Source organism: Novosphingobium sp. PASSN1, assembly GCF_002278815.1.
Window position 1 is genome coordinate 504,207 of record NZ_NKIS01000002.1, and the last position, 22,736, is coordinate 526,942.

23 protein-coding genes and 1 tRNA gene are annotated in these 22,736 nt (G+C 63.2%); 16 read left to right on the forward strand and 8 right to left on the reverse strand.

Going from position 1 to position 22,736, the window contains the following annotated elements:
• Window positions 1–107: 107 nt before the first annotated feature.
• The 4 genes from CFE35_RS05210 (at window position 108) to CFE35_RS05225 (ending at window position 2,825) form a co-directional block, all read left to right on the forward strand.
• Complete coding sequence (locus CFE35_RS05210) at window positions 108–767, forward strand: energy transducer TonB (protein ID WP_292928617.1); 660 nt, start codon at window positions 108–110, stop codon at window positions 765–767.
• 105 nt (window positions 768–872) lie between these two features.
• The gene (locus CFE35_RS05215) at window positions 873–1,640 is read left to right on the forward strand and encodes a MotA/TolQ/ExbB proton channel family protein (protein WP_292928619.1); all 768 of its coding nucleotides are present in this window, start codon (window positions 873–875) and stop codon (window positions 1,638–1,640) included.
• 167 nt (window positions 1,641–1,807) lie between these two features.
• Window positions 1,808–2,335, forward strand: a complete 528-nt coding sequence (locus CFE35_RS05220) for a biopolymer transporter ExbD (RefSeq protein WP_292928621.1) — start codon at window positions 1,808–1,810, stop codon at window positions 2,333–2,335.
• Window positions 2,336–2,393: 58 nt separating this feature from the next.
• Window positions 2,394–2,825 (forward strand): biopolymer transporter ExbD, encoded by a 432-nt coding sequence (locus tag CFE35_RS05225; protein ID WP_292928623.1) that lies wholly within the window; start codon window positions 2,394–2,396, stop codon window positions 2,823–2,825.
• A 320-nt stretch (window positions 2,826–3,145) separates the two neighbouring features.
• Here the strand turns inward: CFE35_RS05225 and CFE35_RS05230 are convergent, their stop codons facing one another.
• From CFE35_RS05230 to CFE35_RS05245, 4 genes are read right to left on the reverse strand one after another with little or no spacing between them, the layout of a single operon-like run.
• A complete protein-coding gene (locus CFE35_RS05230; RefSeq protein WP_292928625.1) occupies window positions 3,146–5,629 on the reverse strand; it encodes a ligase-associated DNA damage response DEXH box helicase in 2,484 nt (827 codons plus the stop codon).
• Window positions 5,595–7,040, reverse strand: coding sequence for a phosphomannomutase/phosphoglucomutase (locus CFE35_RS05235; protein WP_292928627.1), 1,446 nt, complete (start codon window positions 7,038–7,040; stop codon window positions 5,595–5,597). Before CFE35_RS05235 ends, CFE35_RS05230 begins: the two co-directional genes overlap by 35 nt.
• Window positions 7,041–7,076: 36 nt before the next feature.
• Window positions 7,077–7,373: a molecular chaperone DnaJ gene (locus CFE35_RS05240; protein ID WP_292928629.1), complete on the reverse strand. Its 297-nt coding sequence runs from the start codon at window positions 7,371–7,373 to the stop codon at window positions 7,077–7,079.
• The gene (locus CFE35_RS05245) at window positions 7,370–8,182 is read right to left on the reverse strand and encodes a division plane positioning ATPase MipZ (RefSeq protein WP_292928631.1); all 813 of its coding nucleotides are present in this window, start codon (window positions 8,180–8,182) and stop codon (window positions 7,370–7,372) included. The genes CFE35_RS05240 and CFE35_RS05245 overlap by 4 nt, the downstream gene beginning before the upstream one ends.
• Window positions 8,183–8,285: 103 nt before the next feature.
• Here CFE35_RS05245 and panC point away from each other — a divergent pair, with 103 nt between their 5' ends.
• Together panC and CFE35_RS05255 are read left to right on the forward strand one after the other, a co-directional pair.
• Window positions 8,286–9,146, forward strand: coding sequence for a pantoate--beta-alanine ligase (panC, locus tag CFE35_RS05250; protein WP_292928633.1), 861 nt, complete (start codon window positions 8,286–8,288; stop codon window positions 9,144–9,146).
• Between the two features lie 232 nt (window positions 9,147–9,378).
• Window positions 9,379–11,193, forward strand: a complete 1,815-nt coding sequence (locus CFE35_RS05255; protein WP_292928635.1) for an NAD(P)/FAD-dependent oxidoreductase — start codon at window positions 9,379–9,381, stop codon at window positions 11,191–11,193.
• A 129-nt stretch (window positions 11,194–11,322) separates the two neighbouring features.
• On the opposite strand, the gene CFE35_RS05260 is transcribed toward CFE35_RS05255, so the two are convergent.
• Window positions 11,323–11,397, reverse strand: a tRNA-Thr gene (locus CFE35_RS05260).
• A 126-nt stretch (window positions 11,398–11,523) separates the two neighbouring features.
• Here CFE35_RS05260 and CFE35_RS05265 point away from each other — a divergent pair.
• From CFE35_RS05265 to CFE35_RS05290, 6 genes are all read left to right on the forward strand, one after another.
• A complete protein-coding gene (locus CFE35_RS05265; protein WP_292928637.1) occupies window positions 11,524–11,673 on the forward strand; it encodes a hypothetical protein in 150 nt (49 codons plus the stop codon).
• A 99-nt stretch (window positions 11,674–11,772) separates the two neighbouring features.
• Window positions 11,773–12,459 (forward strand): 2,3-diphosphoglycerate-dependent phosphoglycerate mutase, encoded by a 687-nt coding sequence (gene gpmA, locus CFE35_RS05270; protein WP_292928639.1) that lies wholly within the window; start codon window positions 11,773–11,775, stop codon window positions 12,457–12,459.
• A gap of 29 nt (window positions 12,460–12,488) precedes the next feature.
• Window positions 12,489–12,989 (forward strand): 5-(carboxyamino)imidazole ribonucleotide mutase, encoded by a 501-nt coding sequence (gene purE, locus CFE35_RS05275; protein ID WP_292928641.1) that lies wholly within the window; start codon window positions 12,489–12,491, stop codon window positions 12,987–12,989.
• 15 nt (window positions 12,990–13,004) lie between these two features.
• Complete coding sequence (locus tag CFE35_RS05280; RefSeq protein WP_292928643.1) at window positions 13,005–14,060, forward strand: 5-(carboxyamino)imidazole ribonucleotide synthase; 1,056 nt, start codon at window positions 13,005–13,007, stop codon at window positions 14,058–14,060.
• On the forward strand, window positions 14,061–14,549 hold the full coding sequence (locus CFE35_RS05285) for a dihydrofolate reductase (RefSeq protein ID WP_292928645.1): 489 nt from the start codon (window positions 14,061–14,063) through the stop codon (window positions 14,547–14,549).
• On the forward strand, window positions 14,546–15,481 hold the full coding sequence (locus CFE35_RS05290) for a bifunctional riboflavin kinase/FAD synthetase (protein WP_292928883.1): 936 nt from the start codon (window positions 14,546–14,548) through the stop codon (window positions 15,479–15,481). Before CFE35_RS05285 ends, CFE35_RS05290 begins: the two co-directional genes overlap by 4 nt.
• Here CFE35_RS05290 and CFE35_RS05295 read toward each other — a convergent pair.
• Window positions 15,466–15,957 (reverse strand): TspO/MBR family protein, encoded by a 492-nt coding sequence (locus tag CFE35_RS05295; RefSeq protein WP_292928647.1) that lies wholly within the window; start codon window positions 15,955–15,957, stop codon window positions 15,466–15,468. The two genes, CFE35_RS05290 and CFE35_RS05295, sit on opposite strands and share 16 nt — an antisense overlap.
• A 102-nt stretch (window positions 15,958–16,059) precedes the next feature.
• Between CFE35_RS05295 and ileS the strand changes: the two genes are divergently transcribed.
• From ileS to CFE35_RS05315, 4 genes are all read left to right on the forward strand, one after another.
• On the forward strand, window positions 16,060–18,912 hold the full coding sequence (gene ileS, locus CFE35_RS05300; protein WP_292928649.1) for an isoleucine--tRNA ligase: 2,853 nt from the start codon (window positions 16,060–16,062) through the stop codon (window positions 18,910–18,912).
• 229 nt (window positions 18,913–19,141) lie between these two features.
• Window positions 19,142–19,654, forward strand: coding sequence for a signal peptidase II (gene lspA / locus CFE35_RS05305; RefSeq protein WP_292928885.1), 513 nt, complete (start codon window positions 19,142–19,144; stop codon window positions 19,652–19,654).
• Window positions 19,651–19,914, forward strand: coding sequence for a DUF3035 domain-containing protein (locus tag CFE35_RS05310; RefSeq protein ID WP_292928651.1), 264 nt, complete (start codon window positions 19,651–19,653; stop codon window positions 19,912–19,914). Before lspA ends, CFE35_RS05310 begins: the two co-directional genes overlap by 4 nt.
• Window positions 19,915–20,340, forward strand: a complete 426-nt coding sequence (locus CFE35_RS05315; protein WP_292928653.1) for a DUF3035 domain-containing protein — start codon at window positions 19,915–19,917, stop codon at window positions 20,338–20,340. It abuts the gene before it with no gap.
• Here CFE35_RS05315 and CFE35_RS05320 read toward each other — a convergent pair.
• Window positions 20,327–20,767 (reverse strand): hypothetical protein, encoded by a 441-nt coding sequence (locus CFE35_RS05320; RefSeq protein ID WP_292928655.1) that lies wholly within the window; start codon window positions 20,765–20,767, stop codon window positions 20,327–20,329. The two genes, CFE35_RS05315 and CFE35_RS05320, sit on opposite strands and share 14 nt — an antisense overlap.
• The gene (dxs, locus tag CFE35_RS05325; protein WP_292928657.1) at window positions 20,764–22,695 is read right to left on the reverse strand and encodes a 1-deoxy-D-xylulose-5-phosphate synthase; all 1,932 of its coding nucleotides are present in this window, start codon (window positions 22,693–22,695) and stop codon (window positions 20,764–20,766) included. Before dxs ends, CFE35_RS05320 begins: the two co-directional genes overlap by 4 nt.
• Window positions 22,696–22,736 lie beyond the last annotated feature (41 nt).

Consider the following 22,736-nt stretch of genomic DNA (forward strand, 5'->3'; position numbering starts at 1 on the left):
TGGATTGGCCAATCGCGCTGGATGGGTGATTCCATGCGCGATTCCGTGGTTGCAGACACCGCTTGCGCTGTGTGCGACCTGCGGAAGATCAGGAGTTTTGGAGCTGAATGGCATACGCTGACCAACAGATGAGCGGTAACAAGATCACCGCGCTCATCATCGTTGCGATCCTTCATATCGTCCTAGGCTATGCTTTGGTGACAGGGCTGGCTTATGAGGCATATAAGAAGGTCAAAGAGGTGACCTCGGCGGTTAACATCGAGGAAGAGAAGCCGCCGGAAACGCCGCCGCCTCCTCCTCCGCCGAAGGACCAGCCGCCGCCGCCGATCGTGGCGCCGCCGCCTCCGATCTCGTTCAACGCGCCTGCGCCGCAAGTGCAGACCGTGACCGAAGCACCGCCGCCGCCTCCGGCTCCGGTGTTTACCACGGCTGCGCCGCCGCCGCCGCCGCCGCCTCCGCCGAAGTTCCAGCCGAAGGGCCCCGCGCCCAAAGGCAGTCCCGGCAACTGGGCGACGTCGAACGACTACCCCTCTCGCGCGCTGCGTGAAGAGCGGGAAGGCGTTACCGGTTTCCGTGTGTCGGTCGGCCCTGACGGTAAGGTCACGTCGTGCGAAGTCACCCGGTCGAGCGGTAGTCCCGATCTCGATCAGGCCACGTGCGACAACGTCCGCCGCCGCGCTCGGTTTGCTCCGGCCACGGATGGTGAAGGCGCTCCGACCACGGGTTCGTACACGAACTCGATCCGGTGGGTGATCCCGAAGGACTGATCTGATCCGGCGCTAGTGGTCATTGCCCCGATGGCGGGGGGTGACCACCAGGACCGAGCTTATCTTTTTGACCCTTGCTACGATATTTTGAAGAGGAAGATCCGAATGTTCATCCACACGCTCGCCGCAGCTGCTGCCACTGCCGCGCCCCAGAACAAGTTTGGTATTGCCGAAGTCCTGTTTCCCGGTGGCAAGCCCGCCTGGATCCCGCTCTCGACCTTCAGCATTCTGGTGGTCATGTCGGTCGGCTCGTTCTACATCCTCTTCACGAAGTGGGCGGAACAGTCGAAGGTCATGAAGCAGCACCAGTCGCTTTCGGCTTTCTGGCGCGCTGCCACCATGCGTGAAGGCACTGCCAAGCTCGAGAAGAACTCGGCATGGCGCCAGATTGCCGATGACGGTCTTGCGGCGGAAGATGCTGCCGGCAAGATGGACGAATCGGAAAGCCATGACTGGATGCACAATTCGCTTGCCCGCTCGGAAGCTTCGATCAACGCGAAGCTGGCTGGCGGTCTGCCGTTCCTCGCAACCGTCGGTGCAACTTCGCCGTTCATCGGTCTGTTCGGTACCGTCGTCGGCATCTACGGCGCTCTGATCAACATCGGCATCGCCGGTTCGGCGTCGATCGACAAGGTCGCAGGCCCGGTCGGTGAAGCTCTGATCATGACGGCGCTCGGTCTGCTCGTCGCGGTTCCCGCGGTGCTCTCGTACAACTTCCTGCAGGCTCGCAACAAGCGCATCGCCGAACTGCTCACCGGCTTCAGCACCGACGTGCTGGCCAACCTCGCCTCGAAGGGCGTGGTGAAGCCTGCTGTCACCGCTGCTCCGGCTGCCAAGGCCGCTGCGCCGGCTGCTGCCCCGGCCAAGAAGTAAGTCCCGAAAACGCGGAAAGACGAAGCGGGGATTGTTGGGCCTAGTTGTAACAAGCGAGCCCACCATCCCTACTTCGGGAACAACACGGGCCCCTGCTTGTGGCGGATGCCTCACTGGGGACCGAGATGAACCGGTTCACCGTGCATAGATCGGATAGGAACTAACCAATGGCAATGTCTGTAGGCGGCGGGGGCGAAGAACGCCCAATGTCGGACATCAACACCACGCCGCTCGTGGACGTGATGCTCGTGCTGCTGATCATCTTCCTCATCGCGGTTCCGGTCGCGATCCAGACCGTCGAGAAGCTCAAGGTCCCTGTCCTGCCGTCTGAAGAGACGCAGGACAAGGTCGAGAACCTCCTCGTTACGGTCGTCTCGACCGACTCCGGCGGGCGCAGCCCGGGCCAGGCGGGGTACGAAGGTTCCTCGCGCGTCGGCCAGTGCCGCGTGTACGTGAACAACGTCACGCCGGTCGATAACATGGAACTGTACAAGCAGGCCTTTGATCGCCTCGATGCGATCGTGAAGCGCGCTGGTGGTGCAGCCAACATGGAGCCGGACAAGATCCCCGAAGTCCACATCCGCGGTGACGTCAATGTCCCCTGGAAGTGCATTGCCGGAACGATCTACAACGTGCAGTCGGCGGGTTATCCCAAGGTCGGCTTCATCTCCACCCCGGTTGATCCGAACGGCTAAACCCTAGTCCGTTTGTGGCGCCCGACCGGGCATACGATACCAGACAGGAGTACCCCCTATGGCAATGAGCGGCGGCAAAGACGATGGCTCGCCGATGATGGAAATGAACACGACGCCGTTGATCGACGTCATGCTCGTGCTCCTCATCATGTTCATCATCACCATCCCCGTGGCCACCCACTCGGTCAACATCGACTTGCCGCAGGCGACGCCGCCGACGAACAAGCCGCTGGTCGATCCGGTGAAGAACAAGCTCGTGCTGACGACGCAGAACATCATTCTGTGGAACGGCTCGCCTATCAACGAAGGTAACCTCGTCTCGCTGCTTCAGGCGACCAAGGCGATGAACCCCGAGCCGGAACTCCAGTTCCAGCCGGAGGAATATGCCTCGTATGAAATCGCGAACCGCCTGCTCAAGATCATCACCCAGGTGAAGGTCAGCAAGTTCGGCTTCGTGGGCAACGAGAACTTCGCGACGTTCAGCAAGTAACGGCGCGGGCTTTCAGCCACAATCGATCAAGGGGCGGAGCAATCCGCCCCTTTTTCGTTGGGCGGTGGCGGTGAGGCAACGGCGTGCGCAGGCTTACGAAATCTGGATGGGGGGTGGGCCTGAAATTTCAGGGAATGTCCGCACAGAGACCGTCAATAGCACCATGGCTGCGCTCCCGCAGGCAACGCGCCCAATTCGGCGAGCGCATGGCGGATCGCATCGCCGTTGGCAGGCCGGGGCAGCTCGGCACACTTGCTCCGAAGCCGCATATACTCCTGTCGTGGTGCATCTCCGCGCCTCCGCGCGAAACGAGAATCCCTTCACTCTGCCCGCATGGCAGCCGATGCGAGGCTCTCTGCTTCCAACAGCAGCTCGTCATCCGCCGCGCCAGCCGGCACCGATTCCCGTCCGATCATCACCATCAGCGGCACCGCCAGCGGGGTGACGCGGTCCAGCTCGACGTGCACCAACTCGGCAGCCGCGCGGTCGAGCAAAGCGCCCAGCCTGCCCACATCGGTCATCCGAGCGCGGGCATCGGCCCATGCGGCTTCGAGCAGCAGATGTTCGGGCTCGTGCTTGCGCAGCACGTCGTAGATCAGGTCGGTCGAGAACGTCACCTGCCGCCCGCTCTTGCGCGCTCCGGGTTGCTGGCGCTCGACTAGGCCGGAAATCACTGCAACCTCCCGGAAGGCACGGCGCAGGAGGTGGGAGTTCTGCACCCATTCGACGAATTCGTGGGTGAGGATATCGGGCGAGAGCAGGGAGGAGGGATCCTTGACCGGGCGCAGGCCCCAGACGCCGAGCGCATAGTCATTGGCGACGAATCCCATAGGCCCGAGCCCCGCTTCTTCCATCCGCCGGGTAATCAGCATGCCGAGCGACTGGTTCGCGTTCCAGCCTTCGAAGGTGTAGTAAACCGTATAAGCGCGCCCGCCGTGGGGAAAACTCTCCACCAGCAGTTCGCCGGGGGCGGGAAGGCGGCTGCGCCAGCCCTGCACTTCAAGCCATTCGCGCACGTCATCCGGGAAGCGTGCCCATCCCGAACGGTCGGCGAGCATGGCCTGAACCCGGGTGGAGAGGTGCGTGGTGAGCGGCATCCTTGCACCGCTGTAGCTGGGGATCTGCCCGGCGGACTTCGCGCCGCGCACGATGAGCTCGAGGTCGCGCACGCCCTCTACCTCAAGGTCCATCCCGGCGAAGCGGAAGGTATCGCCGGGGCTGAGGCTGGCGCCGAAGCTTTCCTCCACTCTGCCGAGCGAGCGTCCATTGCGGAAACGCACTTCGAGCATTTCGGAATCGACAATGATGCCCGCGTTCATCCGGTGGCGCGCGGCCTGCTGCGGGTGAGTCAGCCGCCAGGTGCCGTCCTTCAGGCGCACAATGCGCTGGAAGCGGTCATAGGCGCGCAGGGCATAGCCGCCGGTGGCGACGAACTGGAGGACGCGCTCCCAGACGGCCTCCTTCACCCAGGCATAGGCGAGCGAAGAGCGCACTTCGGCGAGCAGCTCCGCCTCGCCAAACGGCCCCGCGCAGGCCATCGCCATGACATGCTGGGCCAGCACATCCAGACCTCCGGGGCGAAAATCCTCGCCATCGCGCTGGCCTTCGTTCACCGCATCGCGCGCGGCCATCGCCTCAAGAAACTCGAACCGGTTGCCGGGGACGAGCAGGGCGCGGCTCGGCTGGTCGAGCCGGTGGTTGGCGCGGCCGATGCGCTGGAGCAAGCGCGAGGAGCCCTTGGGCGCGCCCATCTGCACGACCATGTCGATATCGCCCCAATCGACGCCGAGATCGAGGCTGGCGGTGCAGACCAGCGCGCGCAGTTCACCGCGCGCCATCGCGCCTTCCACCTTACGGCGCGCCTCTTTCGAGAGCGAGCCGTGGTGAATGCCGATGGGGAGCTTGTCGTCGTTGGCGTCCCACAGCAGCTGGAAGATGTACTCCGCAAGGAAGCGCGTGTTGGTGAAAACCAGCGTGGTGCGGTTGCGGCGAATCGACTCGTATAGCTGCGGCACGGACCATGCTGCGGCATGGCCGCCCCAAGGCACGCGCTGGCCTTCATCGGGCAGGAGGATCTCTACTTCGGCGGGTGCGCCTGCTTCGCCTTCCACCAGTGCGGTGCTGCCGAGGTCTCCCCACGGGGCAAGCCACGCGCGGAAGCTTTCAGGTTCCGCCAGCGTGGCCGAGAGGGCGGCGCGGCGCAGGCCCGGGGCGAGGGCTTGCAGCCGCGTCAGCGCCAATGCCAACAGATCGCCGCGCTTGGACGTGGCGAAGGCATGGACTTCATCGATCACCACGCGCTGAAGCGTGCTGAACAGCTGTGCGCTTTCCGGATAGCTCAGCAGCAGCGAAAGCGATTCAGGCGTGGTGAGCAGGACATGCGGCGGGCGGGTGCGCTGGCGCGCCTTGCGATCGGACGAAGTATCGCCGCTGCGGGTTTCGACCGTGATGGGCAGGCCCATTTCGGTGATCGGGGTGAGGAGGTTGCGCTGCACATCGTGCGCGAGTGCTTTCAGCGGCGAGACGTAGAGCGTGTGCAGGCCTTCGGGCGGCGGCGCTTCGCCGAGACGCGAGGGGGCGAAAGCGGCGAGCGTGGGCAGGAACCCGGCCAAGGTCTTGCCCGCGCCGGTATCGGCGACGAGCAGCGCGTGGTGGCCTGCGTCGTCTGCTGCCAGCATTTCGGCCTGATGCCGCCGCACGCGCCAGCCGCGCGCGGTGAACCATGCTTCGATTTCGGCGGGGATGGGGCTGGCAGTCACCCGGCGGACGTTAGCGGCTAATGCCGGAGGCCGCCAATTGCGCATCGAGGGCAGCGAGCAGGTGGACGAGGCCAGGCTCGTCCTTGCTTTCGGCGCGCGCGGTGAGCAGGCTTTCGGTGTTGGACGCGCGCAGTAGCCACCAGCCATGCGGAGTGGTGACGCGTACGCCGTCGATGGTGACCATGTCTGCGCCTTCCGCCACGAGCCGCGCGCGGACTTCCTCGATCACGGCGAACTTGCGCGCCTCGTCCACCGGGAACCGCAGTTCGGGGGTGGTGACCATGGCCGGCATGGCATCGCGCAGTTCCGCCACCGAGCGGCCGAGGCGGACGGTGGCGGCGATGAGCCGGACGGCGGCGTAGAGCGCATCGTCGAACCCGTAGTATTCATCCGCAAGGAACACGTGGCCGGTCACTTCGCCGCCGAGCAGCGCACCTGTTTCCTTCATTTTGGACTTGATGTGGCTGTGGCCTGATTTCCACACCAGCGGCGTGCCGCCGAGCGCGCGGACCCGCTCGAACACGGCCTCGCTGGCCTTGATATCAGCGATAACTGTCGCTCCCGGCTGCCTTTTCAGCATGTCCTCGGCCAGCAGCATGATCAGCTGGTCGCCGCTCAACGCGCGGCCATGCGCGTCCACCACCCCCAGCCGGTCCCCGTCGCCATCGAAGGCCAGTCCGAAGTCGAGCCGTCCCTGCGCGACGGCGTGGCGGAGATCGGCAAGGTTGGCATCAACGGAAGGATCGGGATGATGGCCAGGAAAAGTTCCATCGACAGGCGTGTGCAGCAGGACATGGCGGCCTGGCAGGCTGGCGGGCAGGCTGGCGGGCAGGCTGGCGGGCAGGTTGGCGCGCAGGCCGCCAGGGATCTGGGCGCAGAGCCGTTCGACCACCGGACCAGCGGCACCGTTGCCGGTATCCCAGCCGATCGCGAGGGAGGCCAGCAGGTCTGGCGCGATACCCTCCAGCCCGGCGAGCAAACGATTGACGTAGGCGTCCATGACGTCGACCACCTTGGCCGTCCCGCTTCCCTGCACCCAACCCCCATGGGCGGCGAGGCGGCCGAGATCGAGTATGTCTGGGCCGAAGAACGGACCCCCGCGAAATACTATCTTGAAGCCATTCTGATCGGGGGGATTGTGGCTGCCGGTTATCTGAATGCCGCCATCCACCTCTGGCAGTGAGGCTTCCGCGAAATAGAGCATCGGCGTAGGGCCAAGGCCGATCCGGCAGACATCGGCTCCGCTGGCGCAAAGCCCGGCGACGAGCGCTTCTTCCAGCATGGGCGAAGAGTTCCGCCCATCATAGCAGACTGCCACGCACCGCCCCCCGGAGCGCACGACGTGGGTGGCGAAGCTGCGGCCAAGGGCATAGGCATCCTCCGCGCCCAGCGTTTTGCCGACTGTGCCGCGAATGTCGTATTCGCGCAGCACGCTGGGGTGGAACTGGTGGCTCATGCTTGTGGAGCTTGAGCCACTGGCGCGGTGCAGGGTTCAGCGCTGCCCATCGCGCGCGCGCGGGGCGATGCGGGCCAGCAGCAGATCGCGCGCGGCATTGGCCTCGTGCACTGCGTCCGCCGTGCCGCCGCGATCCGGGTGGACTTTCATGATGAGCCGCCGGTGCGCCTCAATGATGTCGTCATACCCCGCATCGCCGTGAAGGCCGAGCAGGTTGCGGGCGCGCTTTTCGCCTGCTTCATGCGCGTTGGGGCCGAACAGCTCCCACGGCCAGCGCCCCGCCAGCAGCTTGACTGCAACGCAGGCCAGCGCGGCGAGGAGCAGGAACTTCACAGCACAGCTTCCATGGCGACCTGGCCGCGTTCGGGCAGCTTGAGCGCCAGCCCCGCTACCAGCGTGCGTAGTTCCTGCCGCGCGACGAGGTGGCTGGTGCCAAGCTCGCCCAGATGGCCCTTGTCGAGCAGGGTGAGGCCGCTGGGGAACAGTTCGCGGTAGATCACGCGTTCTGAAAGGCCCTTGGCGATGCGGAAGCCGACGCGCTTGGAAAGCTCGGTCAGTGCCTGATCGATGCGCTTCTGGTTGCGCGCTTCGGTGTAGCCGGTGCGGTTGCGCACGACGACCCAGTCCATTTCTTTCCGGGCTTCCTTGATCGTGGCCATTGCGCGCTTCTTGCGGGCTTCCCAGATCAGTTCGGCATAAAACGAAAGGCGGCGCACCTTGAAGGTTTCGGCATCGACCTGCCCGATGAGATCGAAATCGACGAAGCTGTCGTTGAGCGGGGTGACCAGCGTATCGGCCTGCGTGGCGACATGGCGGGCCAGCGGATCATCGCGGCCGGGCGTGTCGAACACCAGGAAATCGTGGTTTTCGCCAAGCTGCGCGGCCATGGCGTCAAGCTCTTCGGTGTTGGTGCCTTCGTACACGCAAAACGTAGCAGTTGGCAGGGTGACGCCGCGGCGGCGCATGGTTTCGGCGCGGTTCTCGAAATAGCGGTGCATCGTGCGCTGGCGGCTATCGAGATCGATCGCGGCGATCCGCGCGCCCTGATAGGCGAGCGCGATGGCGACATGGACCGCAGTGGTCGACTTGCCGGTGCCACCCTTTTCGTTGGCGAAGACGATGCGATAAGGGGCGGCAGACAAGCGATCATCCTTTCTGGGAGTGGCAGGCCCTCTTGCCGCCGGGCAGGGCGCAGGTCTAGAGGGCCGTTCCCCCACACCGGGGATTACTGGAGAGCCGAGGCACGTGCAAATCCTGACTGCCCTCGAACCGCTGCGCACCGCGCTTTCCGCGCTGAAAAATAATTCAGGTGACGCCAGATTGGCGCTGGTTCCCACGATGGGCGCGTTGCACGAAGGACACCTGACCCTGGTGCGCGAGGCCAAGGCCCGTGCGGAGCATGTCGTCGTCTCGATCTTCGTCAATCCGCGCCAGTTCGGCCCGAACGAGGACCTCGCGACCTATCCGCGCCAGCTTGAAGCCGATGCAAGGCTGCTGGAGGCCGAGGGTGTCGACGTGCTGTGGGCGCCGACCGTCGAAGTGGTCTACCCGCCGGCTTACGCCACGAGCGTGCAGGTGAGCGGGCTGGATGCCGTGCTGTGCGGCGCAGCGCGACCGGGGCATTTCGATGGTGTGGCGACGGTTGTCAGCAAGCTGTTCAACCAGGTGCAGCCGGATGTGGCGCTGTTTGGCGAGAAGGACTGGCAGCAGCTCGCGATCATCCGCCGCATGGCCCGTGATCTCGATCTGACCCGCCCGCGCGCCGATGCGATCCTTGGCGTGCCGACCGTGCGCGAGGCGGACGGCCTCGCGATGAGCAGCCGCAACAAGTATCTGACGGCAGACGAGCGCGCAGCGGCCCCGGCGATGAACCGCGCGATGCGCGTGGCGGCGGAGCGGATCGTGGCGGGCGAGCCGGTGGCGCAGGCGCTGGCGGTGCTAAGGGCCAAGGTGCTGGCGGCGGGTTTCCGCAGCATCGATTATGCCGATCTGCGCGACGCGGCGACGCTGGAGGACTTGGCTGCCTTTGATGGCCGGCCCGCGCGGCTGCTGGTGGCGGCGCACATGGGCAAGGCCCGGCTGATCGACAACGTAGCGGTTGGCTGACCGTTCAGCCGCAGCGCAGCCCCTTGGCATGGCGTGCGGGGCGCTGAAGCGACGGGCAGGATTTTGTCTCTGCGCTCCGCCAAGGAGCGGCACGGGGATAGACAATCAACTGGTCCCGTGCGGCACATCGGATATCTCGTTGATCGAACGCAATGCGGGGCACGCCTGGCCTGATAGCGCGCTGTATCGACCCGAATATTTTTCCGATGCATCCCGAGGAGTGACCTGATCCATGGCAACCGCAGCATCGACTGGACAAGATCTGGCCGCCCAATATGGCGTGAACCTGGCAGAGCTTCGCGCAAAGTACGCGCTGGAGCGCCAGAAGCGCCTCAATCCTCGCAAGAATGAACAGTTCATCGAGGTGACGGGCGACTTCAGCCACTACATCGACGATCCCTATGTCGAAGCGCCGCTGGTCCGCGATCCCATCGCGGAAGACGTGGATGCTGTCGTGATCGGCGGCGGCTTTGGCGGCCAGCTGGCGGCATCGAAACTGCGCAAGGCGGGAATCACCAATTTCCGCATCATCGAGAAGGCGGGGGACTTCGGCGGTACCTGGTACTGGAATCGCTATCCCGGCGCCCAGTGCGACATCGAATCCTACATCTACATGCCGTTGCTGGAAGAAACTGGTTATATTCCAACGGAAAAATATGCCCACGCCGCCGAATTGTTCGAGCATGCAAAGCGCATCGGCCGGACGTTCGACCTCTATTCCGCCGCGCTGTTCCAGACACAGATCACCGAGCTGCGGTGGGACGAAGAGGCCGACCGCTGGACCGTGACCACCGATCGCGGCGACACGCTTCGTGCGCGCTATGTGCTGAGCGCCAGCGGACCGCTCAACCGTCCGCGGTTGCCGGGCATTCCGGGTATCGCCAGCTTCAAGGGCCACACCTTCCACACCAGTCGCTGGGATTATGGCTATACCGGCGGCCATAGCCGCGGTGAGATGACGGGGCTGGCAGGCAAGCGCGTCGCCGTCATTGGAACCGGGGCCACCGCCATCCAGTGCGTGCCCTACGTCGCCAGGGACGCAAAGCATCTCTACGTCGTGCAGCGGACGCCTTCGACCGTCGATATCCGCGGCAACAAGCCAACCGACCCGCAGTGGGTGAAGGCGCTGAAACCGGGCTGGCAGCGCGAACGGATGGACAACTTCATCGCCACGTTGAACGGGGTCAACCCCGGCGAGGACCTGATCGATGACGGCTGGACCCATCTCTACCACGATACCGTGACGGCCCTGAAACGGCCCGATGGATCGCGTGTTTCCGCCGATGAATTTGCCGAAGCGATGGAGATTGCAGACTTTCGCAAAGGGAACGACATCCGCGACCGGATCACCCGGACCGTGCAGGATGAAAGAACCGCAGCGGGGCTCAAGCCCTGGTACGGCATGTTCTGCAAGCGCCCCACCTTCAACGACGAGTATCTTGAGGCTTTCAATCGGCCGAATGTCAGCCTGATCGATACCGAGGGGCGCGGACCGGACCGAATCACGCAAACCGGCATCGTCTTCGACGGGGTGGAGTACCCTGTGGACTGCATCATCTTTGCCACCGGATTTGAAACCGGCACCGCCTATTCACGGCGTGCCGCGTTTGAAATCTACGGAGCGGGCGGCCAGTCGCTGACCGGGAAGTTCGCGGCTGGAACCAGCACCCTATATGGGATCGCGACCAACGGCTTTCCCAATTTCTTCATGATGGCGCTTGGCCAGAACGGCTTCAAACCGAACATTACCGATACACTCGATGAGCAGGCAGAGCTGATCGTGCACATTGTCACGGCTGCCTTGAAAGCTGGCAAGGCCCGTATCGAAGTGAGCAGGCAGGCGGAGTCGGATTGGGTGAAGGAAATCCGCGAGCTTGCGGGCGCTCGCCGCCCCTATCTGGAAACCTGCACGCCGGGATATTACACCGGCGAAGGCGATATCGACAAAGGCTTGCTGGTCGATACGTATGCACCGGGTCCGATTGCATTCACGCAGGTTCTGAATGCCTGGCGTGATGGCGGCATGCTGGGCTTGGACTTCTCTTGAGGCGGTTTTGGGCCGACGAGGCATGCATTGGACTAGCCCTCGGCCCGAATACGCAGTCCGGTGGAATGGAACACCCATCTGCGAACTGCCGCGCGCTCGTCTGAAAATCGACGTGCGCGCCTGAAGAAATGGTGCTGCTGGGGAGGATTGAACTCCCGACCTCAGCCTTACCAAGGATGCGCTCTACCACTGAGCTACAGCAGCACACCATTTCCGCATGCCCATTTGACCGGCAATGCCGGGCGGGCAGGGGCGCGCTTTGGCGGCGAGGTGTGCGTTTGTCAAGGACAGGCTTGCGAGGAGTGCCTCCTCGCGGCAGAGAAGCGGGCGATGACCGACAAGATCCGCCCTTCGCCAAACAAGTCCGCGCCCAGCCGCGAGGAGCGGCTGGCCCAGCAGCTGCGCGAGAATTTGCGGCGCAGGAAGGCGCAGGCGCGCGCGATGGGGGCAGCGGATACGGACGCCGGTTCGGCGGACTGAACCGCGCGTCCTCCGGCATCCCAACGCGCCTCTTCCCAAAATGGCGGGCGGGCGCTAGGTCCCCCGCCTTATCCCATCCGCAGCTTGCGAAGGACCACGATGCCCCGCCTGATCCTGATCCGCCACGGCCAATCGCAGTGGAACCTCGAAAACCGCTTCACCGGCTGGTGGGACGTGGACGTGACCGAGAAGGGCGCGGCTGAGGCTTTTGCGGCGGGCGAGCTGCTCAAGGCCAAGGGCATCCTGCCGACCACCGCGTTCACCTCGCTGCAGAAGCGCGCGATCAAGACGCTGCATCTGGCGCTGGAAGCGGCGGGCCGGATCTGGATCCCGGAGGACAAGGACTGGCGGCTCAACGAGCGGCACTATGGTGGGCTGACCGGGCTCGACAAGGCGGAGACGGCGGCCAAGCACGGCGACGAACAGGTCAAGGTGTGGCGCCGCAGCTTCGATATTCCGCCGCCGCCGCTGGAAGCGGGCAGCGAGTTCGATCTCGCCAGCGACCCGCGTTATGCCGGGATCGACGTGCCGAATACCGAGAGCCTCAAGGACACCATCGCGCGCGTGCTGCCGTGCTGGGACGAAAAGATCGCCCCGGCGCTGCGGGCCGGGCATACGGTGCTGGTCTCCGCCCACGGCAATTCGCTACGCGCGCTGGTGAAGCACCTTTCGGGCATTTCGGACGCTGATATCACCGGGCTGGAAATTCCGACCGGGCAGCCGATCGTCTATGAACTGGACGACAATCTGGGCGAGATCGAGCGCTATTACCTCTCGGAGCGCTGAGGCGTTTCGGAGACGAAGGGATCGTAGGGATGAGTGAAGGCGCGGCGCCAGAGACTCCAAGGGTCGCAATCGTGATGGGTAGCCAGTCTGACTGGGAGACCATGCAGAACGCTGCGGCCGTGCTCGAAAAGCTGGGCGTGGCGCATGCGTGCCGGATCGTCTCCGCGCACCGCACGCCGGACCGGCTGGTCGCCTTCGCCAAGGGCGCGGCGGCAGACGGCATTCAGGTCATCATCGCGGGCGCAGGCGGTGCGGCGCATCTGCCGGGCATGGTTGCCTCGATGACCCATCTGCCCGTGCTGGGCGTGCCGGTGCAGTCCAAGGCGCTGAAGGGCCTGGATAGCCTGCTTTCCATCGTGCAGATGCCCGGCGGCATTCCCGTCGGTACGCTGGCCATCGGTGCGGCGGGCGCGACCAATGCGGCGCTGCTGGCGGCTTCGATTCTGGCGCTGAATGATCCGGCGCTGTCCGAGCGGTTGGTGGCATGGCGCAGCGCGCAGACCGATTCGGTCGCTGAGCGGCCGGTCTGATTGGATGATCCCGGCATGATCGCGCCCGGCGAAACCATCGGCATTCTGGGCGGCGGCCAGCTGGGCCGGATGATCGCGCTTGCGGCAGCCAACCTTGGCTACCGCTGCCATGTCTATGCGCCCGAGGCGGATTCGATTGCGGCGGACGTCTGCGCCGGGTTTACCTGCGCCGGGTGGGATGATGCCGAGGCGCTGGCGGGGTTTGCCGCGCAATGCGCGGTGGTGACTTACGAGTTCGAGAACGTGCCGGTGGGGCCGCTGGCCGCGCTGGGGGCGACGTCCTTGCATCCGGGCACGCGCTCTTTGGAAGTGGCGCAGGACCGGGCGGCGGAGAAGCGGTTTGTCGAAGCGCTGGGCGGCCGGCCTGCGCCGTGGGCCACGGTGGACAGCGCCGAGGATCTGGCGGCAGCGATTGCGACCATCGGCACGCCGGGCATCCTCAAGACGCGGCGCGATGGCTATGACGGCAAGGGCCAGTGGCGGATCATGACGCCTGAGGACGCCGCCGGGCTGGAATTGCCGGACGCGGCGCTGGTCTATGAAGGCTTCGTGCGCTTCGATGCAGAGTTTTCGGTGATTCTGGCGCGCGGTGCCGATGGCGATGTGCGGTTCTGGGATAGCGCCGAAAACACGCACAAGGCGGGCATTCTCAGCCAGTCGGTCGTGCCTGCTGGCGCAGCCGTCCGCGCGCAAGTGGAAGCCGCGCGCGCGCTGGCGAAGCAGGTCGCGGACAGCCTCGGCCATGTCGGCGTGCTGACGCTGGAGTTCTTCGCCACGGAAGACGGCCCGGTGTTCAACGAGATGGCCCCGCGCGTCCACAATTCGGGGCACTGGACCATCGAAGGCGCGCTCACTTCGCAGTTCGAGAACCACGTGCGCGCGATCTGCGGGCTGCCGCTGGGCTCCACCGAACTGTGCGCAGCAGGCGTAGTGATGGACAACCTGATCGGCGATGATGCGCACGATTGGCCCGCGATCCTCTCCGATCCCGCCAACCACTTGCACCTTTATGGCAAGGCGGCGGTGCGGCCCGGGCGCAAGATGGGCCATGTGACGCGGCTGGTGCTGTGAATGGCGCGTGAGGTGTTTCTGATCGTCGCGCGCGCCAGCGATGGCACGATTGGCGAAAAGGGTGCCCTTCCGTGGCGCTTGCCCGCAGACCTCAAGCGCTTCAAGGCGCTGACGATGGGCAAACCGATGATCATGGGGCGCAAGACGTTCGCTTCGCTGCCGGGGCTGCTGCCGGGGCGGCGGCATATCGTGCTGACGCGCGATCATGGCTGGTCTGCACCGGGGGCCGAAGTGGCGCATGACGTGGCGGGCGCGCTGGCGCTGGCCGGTGAGGGCGACATCGCCGTGATCGGCGGAGCGGAGGTGCTCGCGCAGTTCGAGGGGCTGGCGCAGCGCTATGAGCTCACCGAAGTGCATGGGGATTACGCAGGCGATACCATGCTGGCTTATCCGGCAGCGCCGTGGCGGGAGACCGCGCGCGAGAGCTTTGCGGCGGATGGCGCGTATCCGGCGCATGATTTCGTGACGTTTGAACGGGGCGCGGCCTGATGCGGCTCTACGCCAGCGAGCCCATGCCCGAAGCCCTGCGCGGCGCGGTGATCGCGCTCGGCAATTTCGATGGCTTCCATCTGGGCCATCAGGCCGTGGCGGGCGAAGCCGTGCGCTGGGCGCGCGAGCAGGGCCGCCCGGCGATCATCGCAACCTTCGATCCGCATCCGGTGCGGCACTTCAAGCCCGATGCGGCCCCGTTTCGCCTGACCACGCTCGATCAGCGCGAGGCGCTGTTTGCCGAGGCCGGTGCGGACGCGATGCTGGTGTTTGCCTTCGATGGGGCGATGGCGGGCATGACTGCCGATGCCTTCGTACGCGATCTGCTGGGCGCGCGGCTGGGCGTGGCGGCGGTGGTGACGGGTGAGGACTTCACCTTTGGCCGCGCGCGCGGCGGCAATGTCGGTGTGCTGCGCGATGTCGGGGCCGAAGTGGGCATCGCGACGCGCGCGGTCGGCCCGGTGCTGCTCGATGGCGAGGTAGTCTCCTCCAGCCGCATCCGCGAGGCGCTGGTGGCGGGCGATCCGCAGGAAGCCGCGCGGCTGCTCACGCGGCCCTTCGCGATTCGCGGGCCCGTGCAGCATGGCGACAAGGTGGGGCGCACGATCAATTTCCCCACCGCCAACCTCGATATCGGCAGCTATCTGCGCCCGCGTTACGGGATTTATGCGGTGACGGGGCACTTGCCGGATGGCCGCGTGCTGAAGGGCGCGGCCAATATCGGCATCCGGCCCACGTTCGATCCGCCCAAGGAACTGCTCGAACCGCACTTCTTCGATTTTTCCGGCGATCTTTATGGTCAGGAAATCGAAGTGGCGTTCCACCATTTCCTGCGCGGCGAGGCGAAGTTTGACAGCCTCGATGCGCTGGTGGCGCAGATGGGGCGCGATTGTGATGAGGCGCGGCGGCTGCTGGGTCAGGCGGGCGGGTAGGCGATCATCACGCTGAGCACGTAGCCGCCCCAGAACGCGGTCGGCACGATCAGCCAGGGCGCGCGGGGTTCGCGCCCGCGCAGCACCAGCATGACAGCGACCGCAACGATCAGTGTAACTACCGTGCCCCAGAACGCGGCGTCATTGCGCTGGAGGCCGCTGGTGTAGAACGGATAGGCGATGCACAGCGCGGCAAGGGCGAAAGGCGTCCACGAGCGCCAGCCGGCATCGCCGTTACCGCGCACGTAGACCCAGCGCGCTGCGCCCATCAGGCCGAGCAGGACGGTCCAGATCAGGCCGACCACCGCGCCGGGCGGGATCATCGGCATTTGCCGCCCGCTGGGCCGCGCCCAGCCGATGGCGAAGAGGAAGCCGTTGATCGCGATGGTGGCGACGATCAGGACGGTGACATTCATGGCGAGCGCGCCGCGCCCTTCGGCCCTGAGGAACGAGGTGCGGAGATTCGGGGCGGCCATGCAATGTCCTTCCGGGTGACGGGACAGGAGCATAGGCATTGGCAGCATTTGCGCGATCCATAATTTGCAGGAATCCGGGCGCTTCGCTAAGGCCCGCCGATTATGACTGAACAGCGCGACTATCGACCGACCGTCTTCCTGCCGAAGACCGATTTCCCGATGAAGGCCGGCCTCCCCCAGAAGGAGCCGGGCATTCTTTCGCGCTGGCAGGATGAAGGGCTGTATCAGCAGCTGCGGGCGAGCCGTGCGGGCGCGGAGAAGTTCATTCTCCATGATGGCCCGCCCTATGCCAATGGCGACATGCATATCGGCCATGCGCTGAACCATATCCTGAAGGACATGGTGTGCCGCACGCAGTCGCTGCTCGGCAAGGACGCGCCCTATGTGCCCGGCTGGGATTGCCACGGCCTCCCCATCGAGTGGAAGGTCGAGGAAGAGTACCGCAAGAAGAAGAAGAACAAGGACGAGGTTCCGCCGGTCGAGTTCCGCGCCGAATGCCGCGCTTATGCCCAGAAGTGGGTGGATGTGCAGCGCGAGCAGCTGAAGCGGCTCGGCATCAATGGCGATTGGGACCATCCCTACCTGACGATGGACCCGGAAGCGGAAGGCACCATCGTCGGCGAACTGCTGAAGTTTGCCGAAAGCGGCCAGCTTTATCGCGGCGCGAAGCCGGTGATGTGGTCGCCGGTGGAAAAGACCGCGCTGGCCGAGGCGGAGGTGGAGTACGAGGATATCGTCTCGACCCAGATCGACGTCGCGTTCGAGATTGTGGATTGCCCGAATGTGCCCGAACTTAAGGGCGCGTATGCGGTGATCTGGACGACGACGCCTTGGACGATCCCGGTGAATCAGGCGATCGCTTATGGGCCGGATGTTGAGTATGGGCTTTATGAACTCGGCAAGCTTAAGGTCATTGCGGAAGTCGAGTTAATCGGTGAACTCGCGAAAAGAGTGGGCGTCTGGACTGAGAAGTCGGAAGCCGAGTCAGAGCTAGCCGCAACATTCAAGCAACTCGCCACCTTCAAAGGCTCCGACCTCGCCGGAACCACGGTCCGCCACCCGATGCATCATCTCGGCGGCTTCTTTGCCAAACCGCGTCCAATGCTCGCAGGCGACTTTGTCACCACCGACAGCGGCACCGGGCTTGTCCATATGTCGCCCGACCATGGCGAAGACGACTTTGACCTGTGCAAGACGAACGGCATCGATCCAGTCTTCGCGGTCGAAGGCGATGGCAAATATCGCGCTGATTGGCTCTGGCTCGGCGGCGAGGGCAGCGTCATCAACCCCAAATTCAACGCACCCGATGGCCCCATCTGCACCGCTTTGCGCGAAAGCGGCGGCTTGCTCGCGGCGTCGGCGGATTACAAGCACAGCTATCCGCACAGCTGGCGGTCAAAGGCTAAGGTCATCTATCGCTGCACCCCGCAATGGTTTGTGCCGATGGATAAGCCGCTCGACCTAAACCGTAGTGCTGAGCTTGTCGAAGCACGCGTATCGGACGAGAGCCGCCCTTCGACAGGCTCAGGGCTTCGGTCTTTGAGAGAAACCGCAATGACCGCGATTTCGGAAACCCGCTGGGTTCCGGAAAAGGGCCAGAACCGCATTACCGCGATGGTCGAGGGGCGCCCTGACTGGGTGCTGTCCCGCCAGCGCGCATGGGGCGTGCCGATCACGCTTTTTGTGGACCGCAAGTCCGGGCAATATCTCTGCGACGCGGGCGTGAACGCGCGTATCATCGCGGGCATTCGCGAAAATGGCGTCGATGGCTGGAGCGACGAACGCGCACAGGAATATCTGGGCAGCGACTATGCGCTTGCCGATTATGAGCGCGTCACCGACATTTTGGATGTCTGGTTTGATTCAGGCTGCACGCATGCTTTCGTCCTTGAAAGCGGACGTTGGCCAGACCTGCAATGGCCAGCTGACCTCTATCTCGAAGGCAGTGACCAGCATCGCGGCTGGTTCCAGTCCAGCCTGCTGCAAAGCTGCGGCACGCGTGGCCGTGCGCCCTATAAAGCGGTGCTGACCCACGGCTTTACGATGGATCAAAAGGGCATGAAAATGTCCAAGTCGCTGGGCAACACGATCAACCCGCTCGACCTGATGCGCGACAGCGGCGCGGATATTTTGCGGCTATGGGCGTTGACCGTGGACTTCACCGAGGACCACCGGATCGGCAAGGAAATCCTGCAGGGCGTTTCCGACCAATATCGCAAATTGCGAAACACCTTCCGCTATCTGCTCGGCGCGCTCGACGGGTTCACGGGCGCGGAAAAGGTTGGGGTTGCCGATATGCCCGAGCTGGAGCGTTATATGCTCCATCTGCTCGCGGATATGGATGCGAAGTTGAAGACGGCGGTCAATGATTTTGACTTCAACACTTATGTCCGTTTGCTGACCGAGTTTTGCAACGAAGACCTGTCGGCATTCTTCTTCGATATCCGCAAAGATTGCCTCTATTGCGACGCACCGACCGATCCCAAGCGGATGGCGTATCGCACGGTGCTCGACACCTTGTTCCACGCCCTCGTGCGCTATGCCGCGCCGGTGTTGGTCTTCACCAGCGAAGAGGTGTGGCAGACGCGGTTCCCTGATGCCGACAGCGTGCATTTTTCGGATTGGCCTGAGGTTCCCGCCGTCCTTGACGGGGCCTTGGCTGAAAAATGGTCGAGCATCCGTGCGTCGCGTATGGTCGCAACGGAACAAATCGAACCCATGCGCCGTGAGAAGCTTGTCGGTTCCAGCCTTGAAGTTGAATACACGCACAGCGGAGCGTTCGGCGATGTAGATCTCGCCGAAATATTCATCGTCTCGGCTGTCCATCATGGAGACAGCGCTGGCGCAGTCAAAACCACCAACCACAAATGCGGCCGTTGCTGGCGGCATCTGCCCGAGGTTGTGGACGATGGCGCATTGTGCGGCCGGTGTGCGGATGTTGTTGGTGGGCAATAACCTTCTTTGTGCCTTTGTGCCTTTGTGCGAACCAAAAACCATGAAGGGTTCGCACAAAGCCGCGAAGGCACAAAGACCGACTAAAGCCCGTCATGCTGAACTTGTTTCAGCATCTTACTTTTCAACGTCGACAATTAAGACCCTGAAACAAGTTCAGGGTGACGATGCCGCTTTGGTGGGTTAGGACGCACGCATGAACCCCAATTCCAAATTCCGCCTTCAGGGCATCATGCTGGCAAGCCTTGTGTTCATCGCTGACCAGATCGTGAAATATGCGATGCTTGGCCCGCTTCAGCTGAAAAGCCGCGGCGTCATTCACATTATCTCGTTCTTCGACCTGACCTATGCCGAAAATCGCGGCGTTTCGATGAGTTTCCTGACGGCGGATAGCGACGGCGAACGTTGGGCGCTGGTTGGGCTGACGGCTGTGATTGCCATCGGGGTCGCGATTTGGATGTGGCGCGAGAAACTGCGCGGTGATGTGCTGGCTTTGTCGCTCATCTTGGGCGGTGCCCTTGGCAATATCGTTGACCGTGTGCGCTATGGCTATGTCGTCGATTATGCCGATCTGCACTTTGGCGCATTCCGGCCTTTTTACATATTCAACCTTGCCGATGCCTGCATCAGCATTGGCGTGCTGATATTGCTTGCCCGCGCCTTCCTGATAAGCGACAAGCAAACCATTGACGGGACTGACGTTCAGCAACCCGAAAGCAGCGCTGACATAGTGGAGAAATCATGAAGCGGATCAATATGTTTGCGGCGGCGTCAGTTGCTTTGCTCGCGCTTTCGGGCTGCGGCACCACCAGCGTGTTTGACCGTGACCGGCCAGATGAATTTGCCGTAAGCCGGTCAAAGCCACTGCAGGTTCCAACCGAGTTTAAGTTGGCCGCGCCAACACCCGATGCGCCGCGCCCACAAGATGGCGATACGAAAGAACAGGTTTTGGACGCAATGTTTGGCGGCGCAGCACCTGCGACCCGTCCGCAATCTGCCCAGTAAATGGATACGAATATGAAAACAAAATCAGTCCTACTCACCGTTGCGATCGCGACCCTGCCATTGTTGTCGGGTTGTTCCTCGGTGGGTAACTTGTTCGGCGGCAATCAAGCGGCGGCGCCATCTGTTGGCCGCGCTGCGCCTTTGGTCGTTCCACCGGATTTTGCGTTGGAGCCAACCGCAGCAACGGTAATCCGTCCCACCGATGGTGGTCAGGAACAGGTTTTGGAAGCTTTGTTTGGCGGCACCGCGCAGCGCTCTGCCGCTGAACGCGCGATCTCAACGACTTCGGGCAATGCCGAAATGGGTATTCGTTCTTCGGTTGGCGATCCGCAGACCAACACGGTCAACAAGGGCAGCATCACCCGCGACATCATCGCCGCGCCCGAAGGCGACGGCCAAACCGCTCAGGCTGTTATTCCTGGTTAACCACTGGCGTATCGAGGCTGGCGTTGGCCAGTTTTTGTTCCAAGTAAACGCCAAGGTCTCTCGCACTATTGATCCACTCGATATTTTCGGGATTTTGTGGGTTTGGAAGTTCCAGTCCTAGCTTCTCAAACATTTCTTCGACGAGATCGCCGACACATTCTGGATCGTCAAAATAGAAACCAAGCAACCCATCATCTGGGAGCGGCAAAATGCCTTTCGCGATAGACAGCGAAAGCGATGCATAAAGCGCGCTTGCTATTTCAGGTCTGACACGAGATTGGCGGAACTCTTCTTCATATTCAGTCGAAGTCAGTCCGTTTCGCTGCAAGGCCGCCCGACGTTGCATCCTCGCCCAGCTAATATTGTGCCAAACAGTTACGCCAATGAAAAGCAAGAGCAACCAGGCAGCAATCAGCCACCCATTCATGCGCTGGCGCTCGCTTCCTCCACGCCGGCGCTGTTGTGGCGGAGCGCCTTTAGCACTGTTTCGACGATCTGCGGGGCATTCAGGCCGGCTTCGTCATATTGCTTTTGCGGGCTGTCATGTTCCTGGAACATGTCGGGCAAGCGCATCGTACGGATTTTCAAGCCAGCATCCATCAGGCCAGCGTCGCTGGCCAGTGTCAGCACATGCGCGCCAAGGCCGCCAACGGACGCCTCTTCGACCGTCACGACAACCTCATGCGTGGCGATCAGGTGGCGGATCATTTTTTCGTCAAGCGGCTTTGCAAAGCGCAAGTCGGCGACGGTGGTGCTCAGGCCCTTGGCATCCAGCGTATCTGCCGCCTTCATCGCTTCGACCAAACGGGTGCCGAGTGAGAGAATGGCAACCTTCTTGCCTTCACGCATGATCCGGCCTTTGCCGATTTCCAACTGCTGCGGCACTTCGGGCATCGCAACGCCCGTGCCATTGCCGCGTGGGTAACGGAAGGCGATTGGGCCGCTGTCGTGCAGGACCGCGGTATAGGTCATGTGGACCAGTTCCGCTTCGTCGGCTGGCGACATGACGACCATATTGGGCAAGGTCGCCAAATAGGTAATGTCGAACGAACCCGCATGCGTGCTGCCATCGGCACCGACGAGGCCAGCGCGGTCAATGGCGAAGCGCACAGGCAAATTCTGGATCGCGACGTCGTGCACGACCTGGTCATAGGCGCGTTGCAGGAAGGTGGAGTAAATCGCGCAGAAGGGACGCATCCCCTGTGCCGCAAGGCCAGCCGCAAAGGTGACGGCATGTTGTTCGGCGATGCCGACATCGAACGAGCGTTCGGGATGCGCGGCAGAGAATTTGTCGACGCCGGTGCCGCCGGGCATCGCGGCGGTTATCGCGCAAATCTTGGGATCGGTTTCGGCGAGCTTGGCCAGCGTTTCGCCGAACACGTTTTGATAGGCGGGTGGACCGCCACCGGGGCCCTTGTCCTGTTTGCCTGTAACCACGTCGAATTTGACGACGCCATGATATTTGTCAGCCGACGCTTCGGCAGGGGCGTAACCTTTGCCCTTTTGCGTGACTACATGGATCAGCACGGGGCCTTCGGCATTGTCGCGGACATTTTCGAGGACGGGGATAAGCTGGTCGAGATTGTGGCCGTCGATAGGTCCGACATAATAAAAGCCGAGTTCTTCGAACAAGGTGCCGCCCATCGCCATGCCGCGCGCGAATTCTTCCGCCTTTGACGCGGCCGAATAGATACGGCGCGATAGCTTTTTGGCGACTTTGCTCGCGAGGCTGCGCAGGCCGAGATATTCGCTGGAGGACACCAGACGCGACAAATAAGCCGACAGGCCGCCAACGGGCGGCGCGATCGACATGTCATTGTCATTCAGGATGACGACCAGGCGGTTACCGGCGGCTTGGGCGTTGTTCATCGCCTCATAAGCCATGCCGGCGGACATCGAACCATCACCGATGACGGCAATGGCCTTGCCGGGTTTGCCCGCAATCTTGTTGGCGACCGCAAAACCCAAGGCGGCTGAAATAGAGGTTGAGCTATGTGCCGCACCGAACGGATCATATTCGCTTTCGCTGCGCTTGGTGAAGCCCGAAAGCCCCCCGCCTGTGCGCAAAGTGCGAATGCGGTCGCGGCGACCCGTCAGGATCTTGTGCGGATAGCATTGGTGGCCAACGTCCCAGACCAAACGGTCATCGGGCGTGTTGAAGACATAATGGATCGCGGTCGTGAGTTCGACGACGCCCAAGCCAGCGCCCAAATGGCCGCCCGTTACCGAAACTGCAGATATGGTTTCTGCGCGCAATTCATCCGCGAGCTGGCGAAGCTGCGACGCGGCAAGATTGCGAAGGTCCGAGGGCACTTTAACCGTGTCGAGTAACGGCGTGTCTGGGGAATGTGTCATAATGTGAGCTTAGCCACCTTTTATCGGGCTGTCGAACGGGT

Excerpts from the sequence above, each read along its gene's own strand:
- CFE35_RS05210 (WP_292928617.1), top strand. The coding sequence starts at position 108 with ATGGCATACGCTGACCAACAGATGAGCGGTAACAAGATCACCGCGCTC.
- CFE35_RS05215 (WP_292928619.1), top strand. The coding sequence starts at position 873 with ATGTTCATCCACACGCTCGCCGCAGCTGCTGCCACTGCCGCGCCCCAG.
- CFE35_RS05220 (WP_292928621.1), top strand. The coding sequence starts at position 1,808 with ATGGCAATGTCTGTAGGCGGCGGGGGCGAAGAACGCCCAATGTCGGAC.
- CFE35_RS05225 (WP_292928623.1), top strand. The coding sequence starts at position 2,394 with ATGGCAATGAGCGGCGGCAAAGACGATGGCTCGCCGATGATGGAAATG.
- CFE35_RS05230 (WP_292928625.1), bottom strand. The coding sequence starts at position 5,629 with ATGCGCAATTGGCGGCCTCCGGCATTAGCCGCTAACGTCCGCCGGGTG.
- CFE35_RS05235 (WP_292928627.1), bottom strand. The coding sequence starts at position 7,040 with ATGAGCCACCAGTTCCACCCCAGCGTGCTGCGCGAATACGACATTCGC.
- CFE35_RS05255 (WP_292928635.1), top strand. The coding sequence starts at position 9,379 with ATGGCAACCGCAGCATCGACTGGACAAGATCTGGCCGCCCAATATGGC.
- CFE35_RS05265 (WP_292928637.1), top strand. The coding sequence starts at position 11,524 with ATGACCGACAAGATCCGCCCTTCGCCAAACAAGTCCGCGCCCAGCCGC.
- gpmA (WP_292928639.1), top strand. The coding sequence starts at position 11,773 with ATGCCCCGCCTGATCCTGATCCGCCACGGCCAATCGCAGTGGAACCTC.
- purE (WP_292928641.1), top strand. The coding sequence starts at position 12,489 with ATGAGTGAAGGCGCGGCGCCAGAGACTCCAAGGGTCGCAATCGTGATG.
- CFE35_RS05280 (WP_292928643.1), top strand. The coding sequence starts at position 13,005 with ATGATCGCGCCCGGCGAAACCATCGGCATTCTGGGCGGCGGCCAGCTG.
- CFE35_RS05285 (WP_292928645.1), top strand. The coding sequence starts at position 14,061 with ATGGCGCGTGAGGTGTTTCTGATCGTCGCGCGCGCCAGCGATGGCACG.
- CFE35_RS05295 (WP_292928647.1), bottom strand. The coding sequence starts at position 15,957 with ATGGCCGCCCCGAATCTCCGCACCTCGTTCCTCAGGGCCGAAGGGCGC.
- ileS (WP_292928649.1), top strand. The coding sequence starts at position 16,060 with ATGACTGAACAGCGCGACTATCGACCGACCGTCTTCCTGCCGAAGACC.
- lspA (WP_292928885.1), top strand. The coding sequence starts at position 19,142 with ATGCTGGCAAGCCTTGTGTTCATCGCTGACCAGATCGTGAAATATGCG.
- CFE35_RS05310 (WP_292928651.1), top strand. The coding sequence starts at position 19,651 with ATGAAGCGGATCAATATGTTTGCGGCGGCGTCAGTTGCTTTGCTCGCG.
- CFE35_RS05315 (WP_292928653.1), top strand. The coding sequence starts at position 19,915 with ATGGATACGAATATGAAAACAAAATCAGTCCTACTCACCGTTGCGATC.
- CFE35_RS05320 (WP_292928655.1), bottom strand. The coding sequence starts at position 20,767 with ATGAATGGGTGGCTGATTGCTGCCTGGTTGCTCTTGCTTTTCATTGGC.
- dxs (WP_292928657.1), bottom strand. The coding sequence starts at position 22,695 with ATGACACATTCCCCAGACACGCCGTTACTCGACACGGTTAAAGTGCCC.